17 protein-coding genes are annotated in these 18,049 nt (G+C 68.6%); 10 read left to right on the forward strand and 7 right to left on the reverse strand.

Annotated elements, in window-relative coordinates:
* Positions 1–75 precede the first annotated feature (75 nt).
* Positions 76–513: a universal stress protein gene (locus tag ACILRJ_RS11005; protein WP_395683234.1), complete on the reverse strand. Its 438-nt coding sequence runs from the start codon at positions 511–513 to the stop codon at positions 76–78.
* Between the two features lie 111 nt (positions 514–624).
* On the opposite strand from ACILRJ_RS11005, the gene ACILRJ_RS11010 reads away from it, so the two are divergent.
* The 3 genes from ACILRJ_RS11010 to ACILRJ_RS11020 are packed head-to-tail and all read left to right on the forward strand — an operon-like array spanning position 625 to position 5,118.
* On the forward strand, positions 625–1,695 hold the full coding sequence (locus tag ACILRJ_RS11010; protein ID WP_395683235.1) for a peptidase U32 family protein: 1,071 nt from the start codon (positions 625–627) through the stop codon (positions 1,693–1,695).
* Positions 1,696–1,700: 5 nt separating this feature from the next.
* On the forward strand, positions 1,701–2,573 hold the full coding sequence (locus ACILRJ_RS11015) for a U32 family peptidase (RefSeq protein WP_395683236.1): 873 nt from the start codon (positions 1,701–1,703) through the stop codon (positions 2,571–2,573).
* A gap of 34 nt (positions 2,574–2,607) precedes the next feature.
* Positions 2,608–5,118: a cation-translocating P-type ATPase gene (locus ACILRJ_RS11020; protein ID WP_395683237.1), complete on the forward strand. Its 2,511-nt coding sequence runs from the start codon at positions 2,608–2,610 to the stop codon at positions 5,116–5,118.
* Between the two features lie 93 nt (positions 5,119–5,211).
* Here the strand turns inward: ACILRJ_RS11020 and ACILRJ_RS11025 are convergent, their stop codons facing one another.
* The 6 genes from ACILRJ_RS11025 to ACILRJ_RS11050 all read right to left on the reverse strand — a co-directional run bounded on the left by ACILRJ_RS11025 (position 5,212) and on the right by ACILRJ_RS11050 (position 10,035).
* A complete protein-coding gene (locus ACILRJ_RS11025; protein ID WP_395683238.1) occupies positions 5,212–5,757 on the reverse strand; it encodes a cytochrome b in 546 nt (181 codons plus the stop codon).
* A 42-nt stretch (positions 5,758–5,799) separates the two neighbouring features.
* Positions 5,800–7,008, reverse strand: coding sequence for a beta-ketoacyl synthase N-terminal-like domain-containing protein (locus tag ACILRJ_RS11030; RefSeq protein ID WP_395683239.1), 1,209 nt, complete (start codon positions 7,006–7,008; stop codon positions 5,800–5,802).
* Positions 7,008–7,523, reverse strand: coding sequence for a 3-hydroxyacyl-[acyl-carrier-protein] dehydratase FabA (gene fabA / locus ACILRJ_RS11035; protein ID WP_395683240.1), 516 nt, complete (start codon positions 7,521–7,523; stop codon positions 7,008–7,010). The genes ACILRJ_RS11030 and fabA overlap by 1 nt, the downstream gene beginning before the upstream one ends.
* A gap of 123 nt (positions 7,524–7,646) precedes the next feature.
* Positions 7,647–8,549, reverse strand: coding sequence for an SCP2 sterol-binding domain-containing protein (locus ACILRJ_RS11040; protein WP_395683241.1), 903 nt, complete (start codon positions 8,547–8,549; stop codon positions 7,647–7,649).
* Positions 8,546–9,796 carry a hypothetical protein gene (locus ACILRJ_RS11045; protein ID WP_395683242.1) on the reverse strand — a complete coding sequence of 417 codons (1,251 nt, stop codon included), beginning with the start codon at positions 9,794–9,796 and terminating at the stop codon, positions 8,546–8,548. The genes ACILRJ_RS11040 and ACILRJ_RS11045 overlap by 4 nt, the downstream gene beginning before the upstream one ends.
* On the reverse strand, positions 9,793–10,035 hold the full coding sequence (locus tag ACILRJ_RS11050; RefSeq protein WP_395683243.1) for a DUF2249 domain-containing protein: 243 nt from the start codon (positions 10,033–10,035) through the stop codon (positions 9,793–9,795). Before ACILRJ_RS11050 ends, ACILRJ_RS11045 begins: the two co-directional genes overlap by 4 nt.
* Between ACILRJ_RS11050 and ACILRJ_RS11055 the strand changes: the two genes are divergently transcribed.
* From ACILRJ_RS11055 to ccoN, 7 genes are all read left to right on the forward strand, one after another.
* The gene (locus ACILRJ_RS11055) at positions 10,034–11,428 is read left to right on the forward strand and encodes an NnrS family protein (RefSeq protein WP_395683244.1); all 1,395 of its coding nucleotides are present in this window, start codon (positions 10,034–10,036) and stop codon (positions 11,426–11,428) included. The two genes, ACILRJ_RS11050 and ACILRJ_RS11055, sit on opposite strands and share 2 nt — an antisense overlap.
* A 129-nt stretch (positions 11,429–11,557) precedes the next feature.
* On the forward strand, positions 11,558–11,959 hold the full coding sequence (locus ACILRJ_RS11060; protein ID WP_395683245.1) for a SirB2 family protein: 402 nt from the start codon (positions 11,558–11,560) through the stop codon (positions 11,957–11,959).
* A 9-nt stretch (positions 11,960–11,968) separates the two neighbouring features.
* Positions 11,969–13,210 carry an MgtC/SapB family protein gene (locus ACILRJ_RS11065; protein WP_395683246.1) on the forward strand — a complete coding sequence of 414 codons (1,242 nt, stop codon included), beginning with the start codon at positions 11,969–11,971 and terminating at the stop codon, positions 13,208–13,210.
* A 243-nt stretch (positions 13,211–13,453) separates the two neighbouring features.
* Complete coding sequence (nirK, locus tag ACILRJ_RS11070; RefSeq protein WP_395683247.1) at positions 13,454–14,971, forward strand: copper-containing nitrite reductase; 1,518 nt, start codon at positions 13,454–13,456, stop codon at positions 14,969–14,971.
* Between the two features lie 17 nt (positions 14,972–14,988).
* Positions 14,989–15,777, forward strand: coding sequence for a formylglycine-generating enzyme family protein (locus tag ACILRJ_RS11075; RefSeq protein ID WP_395683248.1), 789 nt, complete (start codon positions 14,989–14,991; stop codon positions 15,775–15,777).
* On the forward strand, positions 15,774–16,466 hold the full coding sequence (locus ACILRJ_RS11080; RefSeq protein ID WP_395683249.1) for an SCO family protein: 693 nt from the start codon (positions 15,774–15,776) through the stop codon (positions 16,464–16,466). Before ACILRJ_RS11075 ends, ACILRJ_RS11080 begins: the two co-directional genes overlap by 4 nt.
* 108 nt (positions 16,467–16,574) lie before the next feature.
* Positions 16,575–18,041 (forward strand): cytochrome-c oxidase, cbb3-type subunit I, encoded by a 1,467-nt coding sequence (gene ccoN / locus ACILRJ_RS11085; protein ID WP_395683250.1) that lies wholly within the window; start codon positions 16,575–16,577, stop codon positions 18,039–18,041.
* Positions 18,042–18,049: the final 8 nt, after the last annotated feature.

An 18,049-nucleotide genomic window follows, 5' to 3' on the forward strand; every position in this document is an offset into this window, starting at 1 on the left:
GCCTCCGTCTGGATGCCCCATCCTGCGCGCGCGGATGCATCGGCGCCTTGACCCGGATCAGTCCGGGCGGCCGCTTCAGCGATACACCAGCACCGGCAGCGTACTGCGCACGAGCACCTTCTGCGTCTCGCTGCCGAGCAGGAGCGCGCTTGCGCCGCGACGCCCATGCGAGGCCATCAGGATGAGATCGCAACCGTTCGCCTGCGCGGCCGCGATGATCGCGCCGGCCGGGTCATCGCTCGTCGCGTGACAGGTATCGCACGCGACGCCGAGCGCGCGCGCCGATTCCTGCACGAAGCGCAGGCGTTCGCGCGCATAGGCGCGCGCGGCCCTGGAATAGTCGCCGTGGCTGGTGCCAAGCAGGCTCATCATCACGTCGCTCGCCTGGAACCTTGCGATCGCGTGGAACGCGGTCACGCGCGCGCCGATCTCGCGCGCGAAGCGGATGCCCTTGCGCGCGACCTTCTCCGACAACTTCGAGCCGTCGGTCGGGATCAGGATGTGCTGGAACATGGCGACGCCTCCGCTCGATGAAACGGGAATCCACCGCATCGAGCCTACACCGTCGCGCGGCGATCTTCTTGACGCGCGTCAAGCGCGCGACCGATCGATGCCGGATGCGCCTTGATCGCGGTCAATGACGCCCTCGGCACCACTGCGCACGATGCGCAGGACATCCACCGCCGCGAGCCGGAAATGCAACTCGTATGCCCCGCCGGCAACCTGCCGGCCCTGCAGGCGGCGATCGACGCCGGCGCCGACGCGGTCTACGCGGGCTTCCGCGACCAGACCAACGCGCGTGCATTCCCCGGACTCAACTTCAGCGACGACGAACTGCGCGCGGGCATCTGCTACGCGCACGCACGCGGCCGAAAGGTTTACCTCGCCCTCAACACCTACCCCGAAAGCACGCGCCTCGCGCACTGGTACGCCACGGTCGACCGCGCCGCCGCGCTCGGCTGCGACGCGATCATCGTCGCCGAGCTCGCCGTGCTCGACTATGCGGCACGCACGCACCCGGCGTTGCCGCGGCATCTGTCGGTGCAGGGCTCGGCGACCAGCGCGCCGGCGCTGCGCTACCTGCACGAGCGTTTCGGCATCGCGCGTGCGGTGCTGCCGCGCGTTCTGTCGATCCAGCAGGTCGAGCGCCTGTGTGAAACGAGCCCGGTTCCGCTCGAAGTATTCGCGTTCGGCAGCCTGTGCATCATGGTCGAGGGCCGCTGCCAGTTGTCGAGCTACGTCACTGGCGCCTCGCCGAACCGCCATGGTGTTTGCTCGCCCGCAAGTTTCGTGCGCTGGGACGAACATGCCGACGGCAGCCGCAGCGTGCGCCTGAACGAGGTGCTGATCGACCGCTTCGAACCGGCCGAACCGGCCGGATATCCGACCGTGTGCAAGGGTCGTTTCGAAGTCGGCGGCGAGGTGTTCCATGCGCTGGAGGAACCCACCAGCCTCAACACGCTGGAGCTGCTGCCGCGCCTCGCCAGCGCAGGCGTCGCCGCACTCAAGATCGAGGGCCGCCAGCGCGGCGTCGCCTACGTCGCGTCGGTCGCGCGCACCTGGCGCGAGGCGCTTGACCGCCACGCATCCCTGCCGCAGGCATGGCGCGCGCGCGACGACTGGCAGCGCGAGCTCGCCCGCCACGCCGAAGGCCACCAGACCACGCTCGGCCCCTACCACCGCCACTGGCATTGACGCGCATGAAGCTCAGTCTTGGACCGCTGCAATACTTCTGGCCGCGCGAGCGCACGCTGGCGTTCTACCGCGCCGCGGCGGATGGGCCGGTCGACATCGTCTACCTCGGCGAAACCGTATGCAGCAAGCGGCGCGAACTCGCCACGCGAGACTGGATCGCGCTCGCGCACGAACTGGCCGGCAGCGGCAAGGAGATCGTGCTGTCGTCGCTTGCGCTGATCGAGGCTGAATCGGAACTTGGCGTGCTCAAGCGTCTCGTCGACGACGGCGATTGCATGATCGAGGCGAACGACCTCGCCGCCGTGCAACTTTGCCGCGAGCGCGGCATGCCGTTCGTCGCCGGCCCTTCGCTCAACATCTACAACCATCGCGCGCTTGCGCTGCTGGTCCAGGACGGGCTGCGGCGCTGGGTGCCCGGCGTCGAACACGGGCACGCGTTGCTGCGCGCACTGCTCGATGCCGCGCACGCCGACGGCGATACGCTGCCGGAGATGGAGTTGATCGCGTTCGGCCGCCTGCCGCTGGCCTACTCGGCGCGCTGCTTCACCGCACGCGCGTTCGACCTGCCGAAGGACCAGTGCGGGTTCCGCTGCATCGACCATCCCGACGGCCTGCCGCTCGTGACACGCGAAGGCGCACCGTTCCTGCGGCTCAATGGCATCCAGGTACAGGGCGAGGAGATCACCGACCTCGGCCCCGAACTGCCGGCCCTGCGCGAACTCGGCGTCGAGGTGCTGCGCCTGTATCCACACATCGACGGCATGGCCGAGGTCATCGCACACTACGACCATGCGCGCCACGCGCTGCAACCGCCGCCGCCGATCGGCGCCCGCAACGGCTACTGGCACGGCGAGGCGGGCATGCGGCGCGACGACTGAGGCGCCGGCGCAATATCCAGCACGAGGAAACCGGATGTCCGCCACTACTCGACTTGCGGCCGCGGCACGTGGCCTGGACAGCGCAGAGGCGGCCCGCCGGCTCGCCGCGCACGGCGCGAACGCGCTGCCCGGCTCGTCACCGCGCTCGCTGCTGGCGATCGCCGCCAGCGTGCTGTTCGAGCCGATGTTCCTGATGTTGCTCGGTGCCGGCGCGCTTTACCTCGCACTCGGCGATCGCGCCGAGGCGATGTTCCTGCTCTCGTTCGTGTTCGTCGTCATCGGCATCACGCTGGTGCAGGAACGCCGCACCCAGCGCGCGCTCGAATCACTGCGCGACCTGTCGGCGCCGCGGGCGCTGGTCATCCGCGACGGTCGCGAGATGCGCATTCCCGGTCGCGAGGTCGTGGTCGGCGACCTGCTGGTGCTGCACGAGGGCGACCGCATCGCGGCCGACGGGATGCTGCTGGATGGCTGCGTCGACGTCGACGAGTCGCTGTTGACCGGCGAGTCCGTCGCGGTGACGCGATTGCCCGGCACGCCATCGGCGCGACTGTGCGCGAGCACCGTCGTCACCAAGGGCGTCGGCATGGCCGAGGTCGACGCCATCGGCGCCGACACCGCGGTCGGCCGCATCGGCCAGGCTCTCGCATCGACGGTCGAAGTGCCGTCCGGGCTGCAGCGCGCTTCGCGCCGCCTGATCCGCAATCTCAGCATCGGCGGCCTGCTGCTGGCGGCCACGTATTGCCTGCTGAACTGGTTGTGGGACGGACGCACCCTGCTCGAAAGCCTGCTCGCCGGCATCGCGCTGACGATGGCGATCATGCCGGAGGAAATCCCGGTGATCCTGACCGTGTTCCTCGCCCTTGGCGCCTGGCGCATCTCGCAACGCAAGGTGCTGACGCGGCGCGTGCCGGCGGTCGAGGCGCTCGGCGCGATCTCGGTGCTGGCGGTCGACAAGACCGGCACGCTGACCCGCAACCGCATGCAGGTGGCGGAGCTCGCGATCGCCGACGGCGAATTCCGCGACGAAGGCGCGACGGAACTCGCCGAACCATTCCACGCACTGGTCGAGTTCGCGATGCTGGCGACGCCAGCCGATCCGTTCGATCCGATGGAAAAGGCGATCCAGTCGTTCGGCGTGCGCTGGCTCGAAGGCACCGAGCACGTGCACGCGCAGTGGTCGCCGGAATTCGAGTATGCGCTGTCGCCGGACATCCTCGCGATGACCCTGGCCTATCGCGGCGACACGCAACGCCGCTACGTGCTGGCGACCAAGGGCGCGCCGGAAGCGGTGATCGACCTGTGCCACCTGCCGGCGCAGGAGCACGCGCGCATCCTCGCGCAGGTGGAGCGCATGGCAGAACGCGGCCTGCGCGTGCTCGGCGTCGCGCGCGGCGATTGGCAGGGCACGCAGCCGCCGCGCAGCCAGCACGATTTCGACTTCAGCTTCCTCGGCCTGATCGGCTTCGTCGATCCGCCGCGGCCGGAGGTGCCGGCGGCGATCGCCGAATGCCGCGCCGCCGGCATTCGCGTCATCATGATGACCGGCGACCACCCGGCCACCGCGCGCGCGATCGCGCGCATGGTCGGCCTGAGTGAGCGCGCCGAAGTCGTCACCGGCGCCGACATCGACGCGCTCGACGACGCGCAGCTGCGCGAACGCCTGCGCCACGCCGACCTGTGCGCGCGCCTGCAACCGGCGCAGAAGCTGCGCCTGGTGCAGGTTCTGCGCGCCGCCGGCGAGGTGGTCGCGATGACCGGCGACGGCGTCAATGACGCGCCTGCGCTGAAAGCCGCCGACGTCGGCATCGCGATGGGCGAGCGCGGCACCGACGTCGCGCGCGAAGCCGCCGCGCTGGTGCTGCTCGACGACAGCTTTGCCAGCATCGTCGCGGCGATCCGCCAGGGCCGGCGCATCTACGACAACATCGGCAACGCGACGCGCTTCGTGTTCGCGGTGCACATGCCGATCATCGCCCTGACGCTGGTCCCGACCCTGTTGCACTGGCCCGCGTTGCTGATGCCGGTGCACATCGTCCTGCTGGAACTGCTGATCGATCCCGCCTGTTCGATCGTGTTCGAGGCCGAACCCGAAGCGGAGGACATCATGCGCCGACCGCCGCGCACGACGAGCGCCACGCCGTTCGCTGGCCCCGTCCTTGTCGAGTCCGTGGTGCAGGGACTGGGCATCGCGATGATGCTGCTGCTCGGCCACGGGCTGTTGGCGGGCGTGGGCTTCGACGCAACGCAGGGTCGAACGGCGGTATTCATCGCACTCGTCGCAGGCGTGATGTTGCTGATTCTCGCCAATCGCGGCCGGACTCGTTGGCGCCGGCTGGGGGACGCACCCGCCAATCCATGGCTGCCGCGCATGGCCATCGGCATGATGCTGGTCCTCGCGCTGGTGGTGGGCGTGCCGTTCCTGCGCGAGGTGATGCGACTGGCAGTGCCGCACGCGACCACCGCGGCAGCGGCGTTGGCGATCGCGTGCGCGATGGTCGCCTGGCTCGCACTGCTGCGCGGGCTCGCAACGCGGCGCGCTTGACGAAGTCGCCGGGCCCGACTTTCGCGGGGACGACGAATCCGGCTCCGCAGCACCGCCTTGCCCCGCGGCGCGCGGAGTCCGCGCGGACCTTCTTCAGCCCCGACGCCGCGGCAGCATGCGCAGCATGGTGTCGTCACGCAGGACGTAATGGTGGAACAGCGCCGCCGCGGCGTGCAGGCCGATCAGGTAGTAGCCGATTGTGCCGATCGTCTCGTGGATTTCCTCGACCGAGTGCGCGAAGTCCTTGTCCGGTCCGGTCAGCGCCGGCAGGTCCAGTCCGAAGAACGGAATCGGCTTGCCCGCGGCGCTCAGCGCCAACCAGCCGAGCAGCGGCATCGCGATCATGAACAGGTACAGCAGGCCATGCCCCAGCTGCGCGAGCAGGCGTTGCCACGCAGCGCCATGCGGGGCTGGCGAGGGCGCGGTCCAGCGCAGCGCGAGGCGCATGAACACCAGCACGAACACGCCGAGTCCGAGCATGAAATGCCAGGTCTTGAGTCCCTCGCGCACGTCGCTGCCACGCGGCCAGTATCCGCGCAGCTCGATGCACGCGTATACCGCCGCCAGCAGCAGCAGCATCAGCCAGTGCATCGCGATCGTCGCGCCGTTGTAGCGTTCGGGACGGTTGTTCGTGTTCATCGCAGCCTCCGGTGTCGGAACGGGTGCCGCCGCGGCGTCCATTCACGCGCGGGAAAATACCAGACTCGCATTGGTGCCGCCGAAGCCGAAGCTGTTCGACATCACCGTGCGCAGCGGCGCCTCGCGCGATTCACGCAGGATCGGCAACCCCTGCGCGCGCGCATCGATCGAATCGATGTTGGCCGAGCCGGCCATGAATCCGTCCCGGAGCATGAGGAGGCTGTAGATGGCCTCGTGCACGCTGGCGGCGCCAAGCGCATGACCGGTCAACGCCTTGGTCGACGAAAGCGGCGGCACCTCGGCGCCGAACACGTCGCGCACCGCGTCGAGTTCGACCAGATCGCCGAGCGGCGTCGCGGTACCGTGCGTGTTGAGGTAGTCGACCGGCGCGCGCGTGCCGGCGAGCGCCATGCGCATGCAGCGCACCGCGCCCTCGCCGGATGGAGCCACCATGTCGGCGCCGTCCGAGGTCACGCCGTAGCCGACCAGTTCGGCATGGATGCGCGCACCGCGTGCGCGCGCGTGCTCGTACTCCTCCAGCACGAGCATTCCGCCACCGCCGGCGATCACGAAGCCGTCGCGACCGCTGTCGTACGGGCGCGATGCCGCTTCCGGCGTCGCGTTCCACGCGCTCGACAGCGCGCCCATCGCATCGAACTGCGCGGTCATGCCCCAGTGCAGTTCCTCGCCGCCGCCCGCGAACACGATGTCCTGGGCACCGTGGCGGATCAGGTCCGCTGCGGCGCCGATGCAATGCGCCGACGTCGCGCACGCGGCCGCGATCGAATAGCTGACGCCAAGGATGCCGAATGCGGTCGCCAGCGTCGCCGATACCGTCGAGCACATCGTGCGCGGCACCATGTACGGGCCGACGCGGCGCACGCCCTTCGCACGCAGCAGGTCGCCGGCTTCGATCTGCCACTCGGCCGAGCCGCCGCCGGAGCCGGCAATGACGCCGATGCGCGGATCGCGGATGCGCTCGAGCGCGAGACCGGCATCGGCGACGGCGTCGCTCATCGCGACCCACGAATAGGCAGCCGCGTCGCCCATGAAACGGCGTGGCTTGCGCTCGATCGCCGCGTCGAGATCGATCACCGGCGCGCCGGCGACCTGGCTGCGCAGGCCGAGCGCGGCATAGTCCGGCATCGCACGGATGCCGCTGATGCCGTCGCGCAGCGCGCGCGCAACGTCGGTTGCGGCGCGACCAAGGCACGACACGATGCCCATGCCGGTGACGACGACCCGGCGCATCAGAATCCCTCCGTCGACTGGAACAGGCCCACGCGCAGGTCCTTCGCGACGTAGATGAGGCGATCGTCGACGAAGGTGCGGCCATCGGCGACGACCATGCGCAAGCGTCCGCGGATCACGCGCGTGACGTCGATGACATACCGCACTAGGCGCGATTCGCGCAGCACCTGGCCGGTGAACTTGACCTCGCCGACGCCCAGCGCGCGACCGCGACCGGGTTCACCGAGCCAGGGCAGGAAGAAGCCGGCAAGCTGCCACATCGCATCGAGACCCAGGCAACCGGGCATCACCGGATCGCCGTCGAAGTGGCAACCGAAGAACCACAGGTCGGGACGGATGTCGAGCTCGGCTTCGAGGCAACCCTTGCCGTGCACGCCACCATGCTCGGAGATGCCGGTGACGCGGTCGAACATCAGCATCGGTGGCGACGGCAGACGCGCGTTGGCGGCACCGAACATGTCGCCGCGTGCGCAGGAAAGAAGTTGCTCGTGATCCAGCGAGGATTGTCGTGACATTGCGAGGCGCGCCGGTGAGGGGGAACCGGGCAAGTCTCCCGGCCCGCGCGCATCGTCACCTTGATGCAGGTCAAGCCACCGCATCCGTACGACAACGCACGGCGAGCGGGCTGTGCGCACCCATCACCGGGGGGCTTCACCCCGAGCCGCGATCGCCGCGGCGACAGGAATGCGCAGGCCGCCGCGATGCGCCTCGCGTGCGGCACGCGCGAGGCGTGCGCCACGATCGAGCGCGATGCGCAGGCCTAGCGGTACGCTTTCCCACGGCAGCCGATCGAGCAGGTTGCGCGCGGTCAGGCCGAGCTCGGTGTCGCCGGTAACGGACAGGCGACGCTGGAAGAACAGCGTGTCGGCGTCCTCCAGCCGGCTTGCCAACAGCAGCAGGTCGGTCGCGCTGCCGCGCACGCTCGCTTCTGCCGGCTCGCCGGTCGTGCGCAGGCGACCCTCGCACAGTTCGATCACCCACTCAAGCCCGAGGTCGGACACCTCGATGCCAAGACGACGACCACGCATGAAATCGAAGGCGCCTTCGCGCAGCGGTGCGTCCAGTACACGCGCCATCGCGACTTCGAGCGCTCGTCGCGACCACTGCCGCGGCAACAGGCGCAGCAACGGAGCGATGCGCGACGGCGGTGGCAGCATGCGCAACAGGCGCGCGGTGCGCGCGATCGAAACGGTAGCGTAGTCCATGGGAGGCATCATCGTCGGCCGCGTGGGCCGTTCGCCTTGATCCAGGTCAGGCGCGAGGCCCTGCGCGCAGCGCGCGTCGCTGATCGCGAGATCGAGCACACCCTGCGCCGTCGCCGCCGGAACCGCGAGACGCATGGCGAGCGCCTGCGCGCGTGCACGCACTTGCGTCTCGCGTGCGGCATCGGACGCGTCGCGTCCGCTGAGTCGCTTCAGCCACGCGACCGTGCGCACCAGCCGCGCGCGCGCGGCAAACAGGACGATCATGCCGTCGTCGACGAGATCGATCGCGCGACGCACGCCGCCGATGGCGAGCGCGGGCGGATGCGGCGGCTTCATGCCACTTCCTCGGCCAGGAAGCGCGTCGCGCGGTGGCGGACACCGCGCAGTGTCCGCCACAGCATCACGCGCGAGCCGATCAGGGCAAGCGCGGCCGCCGCCGCCAGCCACGAAGACGGCCACTGCACCGCGGCCGGCAACAGCAGCGCGACGGCGAGGAAGCATGCCAACACACGCCAGCGTTCCCGGTTCGGCAACAGACGCTGCACGGACGGCAGGCGGGTGCCGCGTCCGCAACGGCGATGCAGGTCGATCCAGCCGAGGAACGCCACGATCTCCAGTTGCATGCCACAGGTCAGCAGCGGCAGCGCGACGCCAATGGCAAGAACCCCGGCAAGCAAGCCGTCGCCGACCGGCAATGCGATCGTTGCGGCGAGGAGTGCGAGTGTGCCGGCGCGCCAGAATGCCCGCAGCGGCGGGTTGCGCCGGTGCGTCGAGCGCGCCTGCAGCCAGAGTACGCCGAATGCGAATGCGACGGTTGCGGCGACCACGACGAGATACGGCGTCGCGCGATCCGCGCGCACGAGACGGGTGATCGACGCGAGCGGAAGTGCCGTTGCGACGCCAGCGAGCCACGCCGCCGCCGCCGCTGCCGGCAGCGTCGCTGCACCCTGGAACATGGGCATCACCATCCGCCCGACCACCACCAGGATCACCAGCACCCAGCCGAGCAGGCCCAACAGCGCATGCACGTCGACCAGCGCAGGCATCGGCCACGGCAACCCGATCCATCCGGCCAGCGTGAGCGCGAAGCCGGCACCGAGCGCCGCTGTGGCGAGCGCAGCGGCGATGCCAAGGCCAAGGCCGGCGCGCAGCAGGCGCTGGCCATGCGCCGCGAGCAGTCCCGGCACGGTCATGCCCGCGAACAACCCGAACGCGGCGAACAGCAGCACCGACGCCGGCGCAAACAGCGCGCGCAGCGAGCCGTACAGTGCAATGACCAGCAGGAGCGTGCCGAGATTGAGCAGCGCATGCAGCAGCCGCGCCGCGCGGCGACCACCGCGCACGCGCGCGCCGGCGACCGCCGGAAGAAACTGCAACAGGCTGCCGAACAGCAGGTTGCCGAACACGCCGAGCGTGAACGCATGCGTTGCGGCGAGTGTCGCCGGATGCCAGCGCGTACGCAGCGCGGCGCTCCCTGCCGCCAACAACAGCACGCCGGCGAGCGCACCCCAGATCGGTGCCGTTTCCAGGAAGCGACGCGGCACCGCGGTCTCCGGCGCCGCGTCGAGCGCGAGCCGGGTCATGCCGGTGGACGCTCGATGCGCACGCGCGCGCTGCCATCCGCAAGGTTCTCGGCCCGGAAACCGAGGCCGCGCTCGGCCAGTGCGGCAAGCAGCGGGTGCGGCAACATCGGGGTGAGCACGCACACGACGTCGCCCGGCGCGAGGGCATCGGCTGCATCGAGCGCGCGCAGGAACGGCTCCGGCGCGGCAAGGTCGCGCAGGTCGAGTTCGGCAACGCGCGCGATGGTCGTGATCGTCATGGGCGCATCACACAGCGCCGGCAACGACGATGCGCTGACCTGGATCAAGGCGCGCGAGACGAGAATGCTTCACAGTCGCGGCATGAACGACAAAGCAGGCACGACCTTGCGCGACATCCAGCTGCGCGTCGAAGCGGCGGCCTCCGCGAATGACGATGCACGGGATCGGGGATTGCGCGAGGGACTCGCGGCGCTGCCCGCCCTGCTCGCGAGCGCGCCGCATCGGCTGATGTTCTTCGCCGGCGCCAGTGCGGTGATCGTGTCGATGCTGTGGTGGGCATGTTTCCTCGGCGCAGGGTATTTCGGACACGCGTTCCCGGTCGCACCGGTGCCACCCGGCTGGGCGCATGCGGTGTTCACGCAGTACGGCATGTTGCCGCCCTTCATGTTCGGATTCCTGCTGACCGTATTTCCGCGCTGGATGGCGCAACCGGCGCTGACGCGGCGTCACTACGTGCCGGTGTTCGCGGGCGTGTTCGGCGGCTACCTGCTCGCGCACATCGGCCTGCTCGGCTCGAGCGCGCTGCTCGCCGCCGGCATTGCCCTCCAGCTCCTCGGCTGGATCGCCGGACTCGTCGCGCTTGGCGGCGTGCTCCTGCGCAACGGCGCGAAGGACCGGCATGCGCTGTCGTGCTACCTCGCGCTCGTGCTAGGCGCCTGCGGCCTTGCCGCGTTCGGCGCGTTCGTGCTCGGCGCGCCGTGGCAGTTCGCCTACGTGTCGATCCGCCTCGGCACGTTCGCACTGCTGCTGCCGGTGTACTTCACGGTCTGCCACCGCATGATCCCGTTCTTCAGCGGCAGCGTCGTCGGCGCGCGCTACCGGATGTTCAAGCCGGCGTGGAGCCTGCCGCTGCTGTGGGCATTGCTGCTCGTGCATCTCGTGCTCGACGTAAGCCATCACCAGGACTGGCTCTGGCTCGCCGACCTGCCGCTGGCGGCGTTCTTCCTCGCGCACTGGCTCGGCTGGCAACCGTGGAAGTGCCTGCGGCCCGGCCTGCTTGCGGTGCTGCATCTTGCGGGCGCTTGGTTGTGGATCGCATTCGCGTTGTATGCGGCACAGAGTCTGCTCGCGTTCGCCGACCACGGCTTCCTGTTCGCGCGCGCACCGGCGCATGCGTTGACCGTCGGCTTCTTCGGCTCGATGCTGGTCGCGATGGTCACGCGCGTGACGCAGGGCCATTCGGGCCGGCCGCTGGAGATGGGCCGTATTCCCTGGCTGACGTTCTGCCTGCTGCAGGTCGTGGTGATCGTGCGCCTGTACGCGGAGTTCTCCGCCGACATGCCGCGCTGGCTGGTGGTCGCGGCGTTCGGCTGGCTGCTCGCGTTCCTGCCGTGGGTGCTGCGGTCGCTGTGGATCTTCGTGACGCCGCGCGTGGACGGTAGGCCCGGTTGACGCTGCGCGCGTGCCATGATGGCGGCATGCGCGATGCGCGTACCGCCCTGCGTGGCTCGAATGTAGCGGTCGCGCCGCAGCGCGGATCGAGCGCACAGTGCGGGTCCCACAATGCAAGCCCTCGAACCCATGATCGAATTTTATCCGCAAATCAAGGCCGTCCACATCGCCGCCGTGATTCTCTCCGGCAGCCTGTTCATGCTGCGCGGGCTGCTGATGCTCGCACGCTCGCGCTGGACCAACCATGCCGCGTTGCGCTGGCTCTCGTACGCGATCGACACGACATTGCTTACCGCGGCGTTGATGCTGGTGACCATCCTGCACCAGTATCCGTTCGTGCAGGCCTGGCTCACCGCCAAGGTGCTGCTGCTCGTCGTCTACATCGTGCTCGGCACGTTCGCGCTCAAGCGCGGCCGCACGCGCCGCGTGCAGGTCGGATGCTATTTCACCGCGCTGTTCGTGTTCGCCTTCATCGTGACGATCGCGCGCGCGCACGATGCGTGGGGCATACTGGGCCGATTCATCCACTGAACATTGGCCATGCCGGAATCCACGCTGCTGTACGGATTTCTCGCGGCGCTTGGCGGCGGCCTGATCGTCGGCATCGAACGCGAGCGCAGCAAGGGCAGCGGCCCGGATCGCGGCGCAATCGGCGCACGCACCTGCATGCTCGCCGCGCTCGCCGGGATGGTGTGCGCGCTGCTCGGCCAAGTCGCGCTCGCACTCGGCGGCGCCGCGACCGTCGTGCTGGCAGCCCTCGCCTACCGGCATTCGCGCTCGCGCGATCCCGGATTGACCAGCGAAGTCGCGTTTGTCCTCGTCTACCTGCTCGGCGCGCTAGCGGCGAACCAGGCGCAGCTTGCCGCTGGCCTGTACGTGCTCACCGCGATCGTGCTCGCCAGCAAGCCCTGGCTGCATCGCTTCACGTTGCAATCGCTGAGCGAGGTCGAACTCGACGACCTGCTGTTGCTCGCCGCCTCGGCCCTGATCGTCTTGCCGCTGTTGCCCGACCGCGCGATCGACCCGTTCGGCGTGCTCAATCCGCGCAAGCTGTGGCTGCTGGTCGTGCTCGTGATGGCGATCAATGCCGCCGGTTACGTCGCGCTGCGCGCGCTCGGCGCACGCCGCGGCCTGTTGCTCGCCGGCTTCCTCGGCGGCTTCGTGTCGAGCACTGCGACGATCGCGAGCATGGGTCAGCGCGCGGCGGCGATGCCGCAGGCGCGCGGCTCGGCGGTTGCGGCGGCGCTGTTGTCGAATATCCCGACGGTGCTGCAGATCGGCGTGATCCTCGCGGCGCTGTCGCCGCCGCTGCTCGCCGCGCTCGTGCCTGCGCTGGTCGCCGCCGGCCTGGTGGCCGCCGCGCTCGCCGCGGTGTACGTCGTGCGCGCACGCGGAGCCGAACACGAGGCGCCGGCCGCCGCCTCGTCGAGGCCGTTCGACCTGCGCCACGCATTGCTGTTCGCCGCGATCATCGCCGCCGCTCTGCTGCTGTCGGCGGCACTGCACGCATGGGTCGGCGATCGCGGCGCACTGCTCGCCGCAATCGCTGCAGCCCTTGCGGACGTGCATGCCGCGGCGGTGTCGCTCGGCCAGCTCGCCGCGACGGCGACCCTGCCGCTGTCGCAGGCGGCCCTCGGCGTCACGCTGGCATTCGTCGCCAACTCGTTCGTCAAATGCGTCGCCGCGTTCGCCGCGGGTGGCGCGGCGTTCGCCCGGCCGCTCGCCATCGGCGTGCTTGCGATCGACGCCGCCTTGCTGCTCGCATTTGCATTGTTTCGCTAGTCCTATCATCCCCGGATTGCGGGCGGAGCGAACGACGTAGCCGGCCGGGGGCGAGCGCGAAGTGCCAGTCAAGCGACGATCCCGTGGCCAAGCCCGTACCGAAGCGCTCGCGGACTGCGACGTTCGGCCGCAGGTGCAGTACGCTTGAAGCGCGCCCAGGCTTGATCCGGATCAAGGTGCGCAAGATCCGGGCGGGAGAAGCTTGTTGCGCCGAATTTCCGTCATCCGAACGAGGGGTCTCCGATGAAACGCTTGCTGCTCGCCGTCGCCATCAGCGCCGTTGCGCTGGCCGGTTGTACCGGTCGCTCGACCGGTACCAATGAAGCGGTCGCCGCGAACGCTCCTGCAACGCTTACCACCGGCGGCTCCGCCAAGGGCGATTTCGGCCCGCCGCAGGGAGAGCCGATCCACGCCGTGCTGACCAGCCCGCCGCAGGTTCCGCCGGCGGTGAACCGCAACTATCCGGCGAAGGTGATCGTCGAACTGGAAGTGGTCGAGAAGGAGATGCCGATCTCCGAAGGTGTCAACTACACGTTCTGGACCTTCGGTGGCACCGTGCCCGGCAGCTTCATCCGCGTGCGCCAGGGCGACACGGTGGAATTCCACTTGAAGAATTCCCCCGACAGCAAGATGCCGCACAACATCGACCTGCATGGCGTGACGGGTCCGGGCGGCGGTGCTGCTTCGAGCTTCACGGCACCCGGCCATGAGTCGCAGTTCACGTTCAAGGCGCTCAATCAGGGCATCTACGTCTACCACTGCGCGACCGCGCCTGTCGGCATGCATGTTGCGAACGGCATGTACGGCCTGATCCTGATCGAGCCACCCGAGGGTCTGTCGAAGGTCGATCACGAGTACTACGTGATGCAGGGCGACTTCTACACCACCGGCAAGTATCGCGAGAAGGGCCACCAGCCGTTCGACATGGAGAAGGCGATCGACGAGTCGCCGACCTACGTGCTGTTCAATGGCCACGAAGGCGCGCTCACCGGCGACAAGGCGCTCACCGCGAAGACCAACGAGAGCGTGCGCCTGTTCGTCGGCAACGGCGGGCCGAACCTCGTGTCGAGCTTCCATGTGATCGGCGAGATCTTCGACCGCGTGCAGCCGGAAGGCGGTACCCATCCGCAGGAAAACGTGCAGACCACGCTGATCCCGGCCGGCGGTGCCGCAATTGTCGAATTCCACACCGAAGTGCCGGGCAGCTACGTGATGGTCGACCACTCGATCTTCCGCGCATTCAACAAGGGCGCACTGGCGATCCTCAAGGTCGACGGTCCGGAGAACAAGTCGATCTACTCGGGCAAGGAAGTCGACTCGGTCTATCTCGGCGACCGCTCGGAGCCGAACCTGACCGCGGTAAGTACGGCGGCCAAGGCGCACGCCGCCGGGACACTGACCAAGGAGGAGCAGATCGCCGCCGGCCAGGTCCTGTTCACCGGTACCTGTTCGGTCTGCCACCAGGCGAATGGCCAGGGCCTGGCCAACGTGTTCCCGCCGCTGGCGAAGTCGAGCTTCATCGCCGCGGAACCGAAGCGCATCGTCGAGATCATGCTGCACGGCCTCACCGGCAAGGTGACGGTGAATGGCACCGAGTACAACTCGGTGATGCCGCCGATGACCCAGCTCACCGACGATGAAGTCGCCAACATCGCGACCTACGTGCTCAACAGCTGGGGCAATCCGGGCGGCCAGGTCAGCAAGGAAGATGCCGCGAAGGCGCGTGCCGCCGCTCCGGCCGCGGCGCCGGCGGCGCACTGAGGCATCCGCCGATGCGCATGCGCCGGTTCGCATTCGCCCTGCTCGTGCTCGCCGGCAGCGCATCCGCGCAGCCGGCGCAGCGCCCGGCCTATGTGTCGATCCCGGCGGGCCCGTTCCTGAGCGTCATCGAAACCGACGCAAAGGCGAAGCCGGTACAAGTGCCGGCGTTCGCCCTGCGCACGGAGCCGGTCACGAACGCTGAATTCCTTGCGTTCGTGACCGCGCATCCGGAGTGGCGGCGCGATCGCGTGCCGTCGGTATTCGCCGATGCGCGCTACCTGCTGCACTGGTCGGCGGCCGACACGCTCGGCGACAAGGCGTTGCCGGCGCAGCCGGTAACGCAAGTGAGCTGGTTCGCCGCGCAGGCGTATTGCGAGTCCGAACAGGCACGCCTGCCACAGTGGATCGAATGGGAACGCGCGGCAGCGGCAAGCACGCTCGTCCCCGATGCGCGCAGCGATCCGGCCTGGCGCAAACAACTGCTCGACTGGTACGCGAGGCCGTCGAATGCACCGCTGGCGGCAGTCGGCGGCACGCCAAACCTGTACGGTGCGCGCGACCTGCATGGCCTGGTGTGGGAATGGGTCGACGACTACGCGGCCATGATGGTCACCTCGGACAGCCGCGATCAGAACGATCCGGACCGCTTGAAATTCTGTGGCTCGGCCGCGCTCAGCCTGCGCGACCGCGACAACTACGCGTTGCTGATGCGCATCGCGCTGCTGTCGTCGCTGCAGGCCGTCGACACGACCGCAAACCTCGGCTTCCGCTGTGCGAGACCTTCCGATGCCACGGTGACACCATGAACACGCTGCATGAATCCGCGACGGCCACTGAACGCGACGCCCTGCCCTGCCTGTGCTGCGGCCATGCCATCGCCCATTGCGACACGCAACGGGTACCGCGATCGCGCCTGCTGCGCCGGATCGGCATGGTCCTGTTCGCCGTGCTGCTCGTTGGCGGATCATTGCTGACGCGCGCGCAGGCCGGCGAGTTGCCCCGCGATTCGACCTACCACCTCGCATTGCCGCTGGTCGACCAGGATGGCAAGGCGTTCGCCTATGCCGACGGACGCGGCCGCGTGCGCATCGTCAGCATGTTCTACACCTCCTGCAAGTACGTCTGCCCGCTCATCATCGACACGTTGCTGAAGACCGAACGCGAACTCGCGCCGGAGCAGAAAGCCGCGCTCGACGTGTGGCTGGTCAGCCTCGACCCCGACAACGACACGCCCGACGCGCTCAAGCGCGTCGCCGACAAGCGCCACCTGGACACCTCGCGCTGGCGCCTCGCGCGCACGGAAAAGCCCGGCGTGCGCCGTCTCGCGGCCGTGCTCGGCATCCAGTACAAGCAGATCGAGAACAAGGAATTCAGTCATTCGAGCGCGCTCGTGCTGCTCGATGCGGACGGCCGCATCGTCGCGCGCAGCGACCAGCTCGGCGCCGCCGACCCGGAATTCGTCGCAGCGCTGAGACGCGCGCTCGCCCCGCGCTGAAACGGCTGCGACCGATTGCCGCACGAATGCGGCGCGGCGTCTTGACGCATGTCAGTCCGCAGATCCAGATTGTCGTCGACAATCACCTTTTTGGGAGGCTGAGCGCACATGCCCCGGACTGAAACCTACAACGATCAGGTCGTGCGGCTGTTCCTGCTCGCCGCCGCCGTCTGGGGCATCGTCGGAATGTCGGTCGGCGTTTGGATCGCGGCCGAACTCGCGTGGCCATTCTGGAACTTCGACGTTCCGTTCCTGACCTTCAGCCGGCTGCGGCCCGACCATACCTTCGGCGTGATCTTCGCGTTCGGCGGCTCGGCGCTGATGGGGACCTGCTACTACGTCGTGCAACGCACCGGCCACACGCGCCTCGCGCTCGGCAAGCTCGCCAATTTCACGTTCTGGGGCTGGCAGCTGATCTGCGTGCTGGCGATGGTGACGATGCCGCTCGGCATCACCCAGAGCAAGGAGTACGCCGAGCCGGAATGGTTCATCGACATCCTGATCGCGGTCGTCTGGGTCTCGTTCGGGGTGGTATTCTTCGCTACGCTCGCGCGCCGGCGCATCCGCCACATCTACGTCGCGAACTGGTACTACGGCGCCTTCATCATCGCGGTCGGCCTGCTGCACATCGTCAACAACATCGCGCTGCCGGTATCGATGTGGAAGTCGTATCCGGTCTACTCCGGCGTCGTCGATGCGATGGTGCAGTGGTGGTACGGCCACAACGCCGTCGCGTTCTTCCTGACCGCCGGCTTCCTCGGCATGATGTACTACTTCGTGCCGCGCCAGGCGCAGCAGCCGCTGTGGAGCTATCGCTTCTCGATCGTCAATTTCTGGGCGCTGATCTCGGTCTACATGTGGGCCGGCTCGCACCACCTCATATACACCGCGCTGCCGGACTGGGTGCAGTCGGTCGGCATGGCGTTCTCGCTGATCCTGCTGATGCCGAGCTGGGGTTCGGCCGCAAACGGCCTGCTCACGTTCAACGGCTCGTGGCACAGGCTGAAGACCGACCCGGCTGCCAAGTTCATGGTGCTCGCGCTGGTGTTCTACGCCGCCTCGACGTTCGAGGGCTCGATGATGGCGATCAAGACCGTCAACTCGCTCTCGCACTACACCGACTGGACCGTCGCACATGTGCATTCCGGCTCGATCGGCTGGGTCGCGATGATCACGATCGGCTCGCTCTATGCAATGGCGCCGCGCGCGCTCGACCGTCCGCAGATGCATTCCGTGCCGGCGATGGAGCTGCACTTCTGGCTGCACACGATCGGCTTGCTGCTCTACATCATCGCGATGTGGGCCGCTGGCGTGACCGAAGGCCTGATGTGGCGCGCGACCAATGCGGACGGCTCGCTCACCTACGCCTTCATCGACAGCCTGATCGCGATCAAGCCGTTCTACGCGGTGCGCTGGCTCGGCGGCATGTTCGTGCTCAGCGGCATGGTCGTGATGGCCTGGAATCTCTGGCACACCGCGGCGAATGCGCGCGCGCACCTGATCACGCCGATCCCGGTGCCGATCCCGGAGCCGGAACCACGGCAAGTGCCCGAGCCCCTGCCGGCGATGGGTTGAGGAGAAGA

The organism is Dokdonella sp. (assembly GCF_044227025.1).
Taxonomy (GTDB): domain Bacteria; phylum Pseudomonadota; class Gammaproteobacteria; order Xanthomonadales; family Rhodanobacteraceae; genus Dokdonella_A.

What these genes read in the sequence shown, in the direction of transcription:
- ACILRJ_RS11080 (WP_395683249.1), top strand. Translation starts at nt 15,774, where the DNA reads ATGAACACGCTGCATGAATCCGCGACGGCCACTGAACGCGACGCCCTG.
- ACILRJ_RS11060 (WP_395683245.1), top strand. Translation starts at nt 11,558, where the DNA reads ATGATCGAATTTTATCCGCAAATCAAGGCCGTCCACATCGCCGCCGTG.
- ACILRJ_RS11025 (WP_395683238.1), bottom strand. Translation starts at nt 5,757, where the DNA reads ATGAACACGAACAACCGTCCCGAACGCTACAACGGCGCGACGATCGCG.
- ACILRJ_RS11030 (WP_395683239.1), bottom strand. Translation starts at nt 7,008, where the DNA reads ATGCGCCGGGTCGTCGTCACCGGCATGGGCATCGTGTCGTGCCTTGGT.
- ACILRJ_RS11075 (WP_395683248.1), top strand. Translation starts at nt 14,989, where the DNA reads ATGCGCCGGTTCGCATTCGCCCTGCTCGTGCTCGCCGGCAGCGCATCC.
- fabA (WP_395683240.1), bottom strand. Translation starts at nt 7,523, where the DNA reads ATGTCACGACAATCCTCGCTGGATCACGAGCAACTTCTTTCCTGCGCA.
- ACILRJ_RS11015 (WP_395683236.1), top strand. Translation starts at nt 1,701, where the DNA reads ATGAAGCTCAGTCTTGGACCGCTGCAATACTTCTGGCCGCGCGAGCGC.
- ACILRJ_RS11020 (WP_395683237.1), top strand. Translation starts at nt 2,608, where the DNA reads ATGTCCGCCACTACTCGACTTGCGGCCGCGGCACGTGGCCTGGACAGC.
- ACILRJ_RS11040 (WP_395683241.1), bottom strand. Translation starts at nt 8,549, where the DNA reads ATGAAGCCGCCGCATCCGCCCGCGCTCGCCATCGGCGGCGTGCGTCGC.
- ccoN (WP_395683250.1), top strand. Translation starts at nt 16,575, where the DNA reads ATGCCCCGGACTGAAACCTACAACGATCAGGTCGTGCGGCTGTTCCTG.
- nirK (WP_395683247.1), top strand. Translation starts at nt 13,454, where the DNA reads ATGAAACGCTTGCTGCTCGCCGTCGCCATCAGCGCCGTTGCGCTGGCC.
- ACILRJ_RS11050 (WP_395683243.1), bottom strand. Translation starts at nt 10,035, where the DNA reads ATGACGATCACGACCATCGCGCGCGTTGCCGAACTCGACCTGCGCGAC.
- ACILRJ_RS11005 (WP_395683234.1), bottom strand. Translation starts at nt 513, where the DNA reads ATGTTCCAGCACATCCTGATCCCGACCGACGGCTCGAAGTTGTCGGAG.
- ACILRJ_RS11065 (WP_395683246.1), top strand. Translation starts at nt 11,969, where the DNA reads ATGCCGGAATCCACGCTGCTGTACGGATTTCTCGCGGCGCTTGGCGGC.
- ACILRJ_RS11045 (WP_395683242.1), bottom strand. Translation starts at nt 9,796, where the DNA reads ATGACCCGGCTCGCGCTCGACGCGGCGCCGGAGACCGCGGTGCCGCGT.
- ACILRJ_RS11055 (WP_395683244.1), top strand. Translation starts at nt 10,034, where the DNA reads ATGGGCGCATCACACAGCGCCGGCAACGACGATGCGCTGACCTGGATC.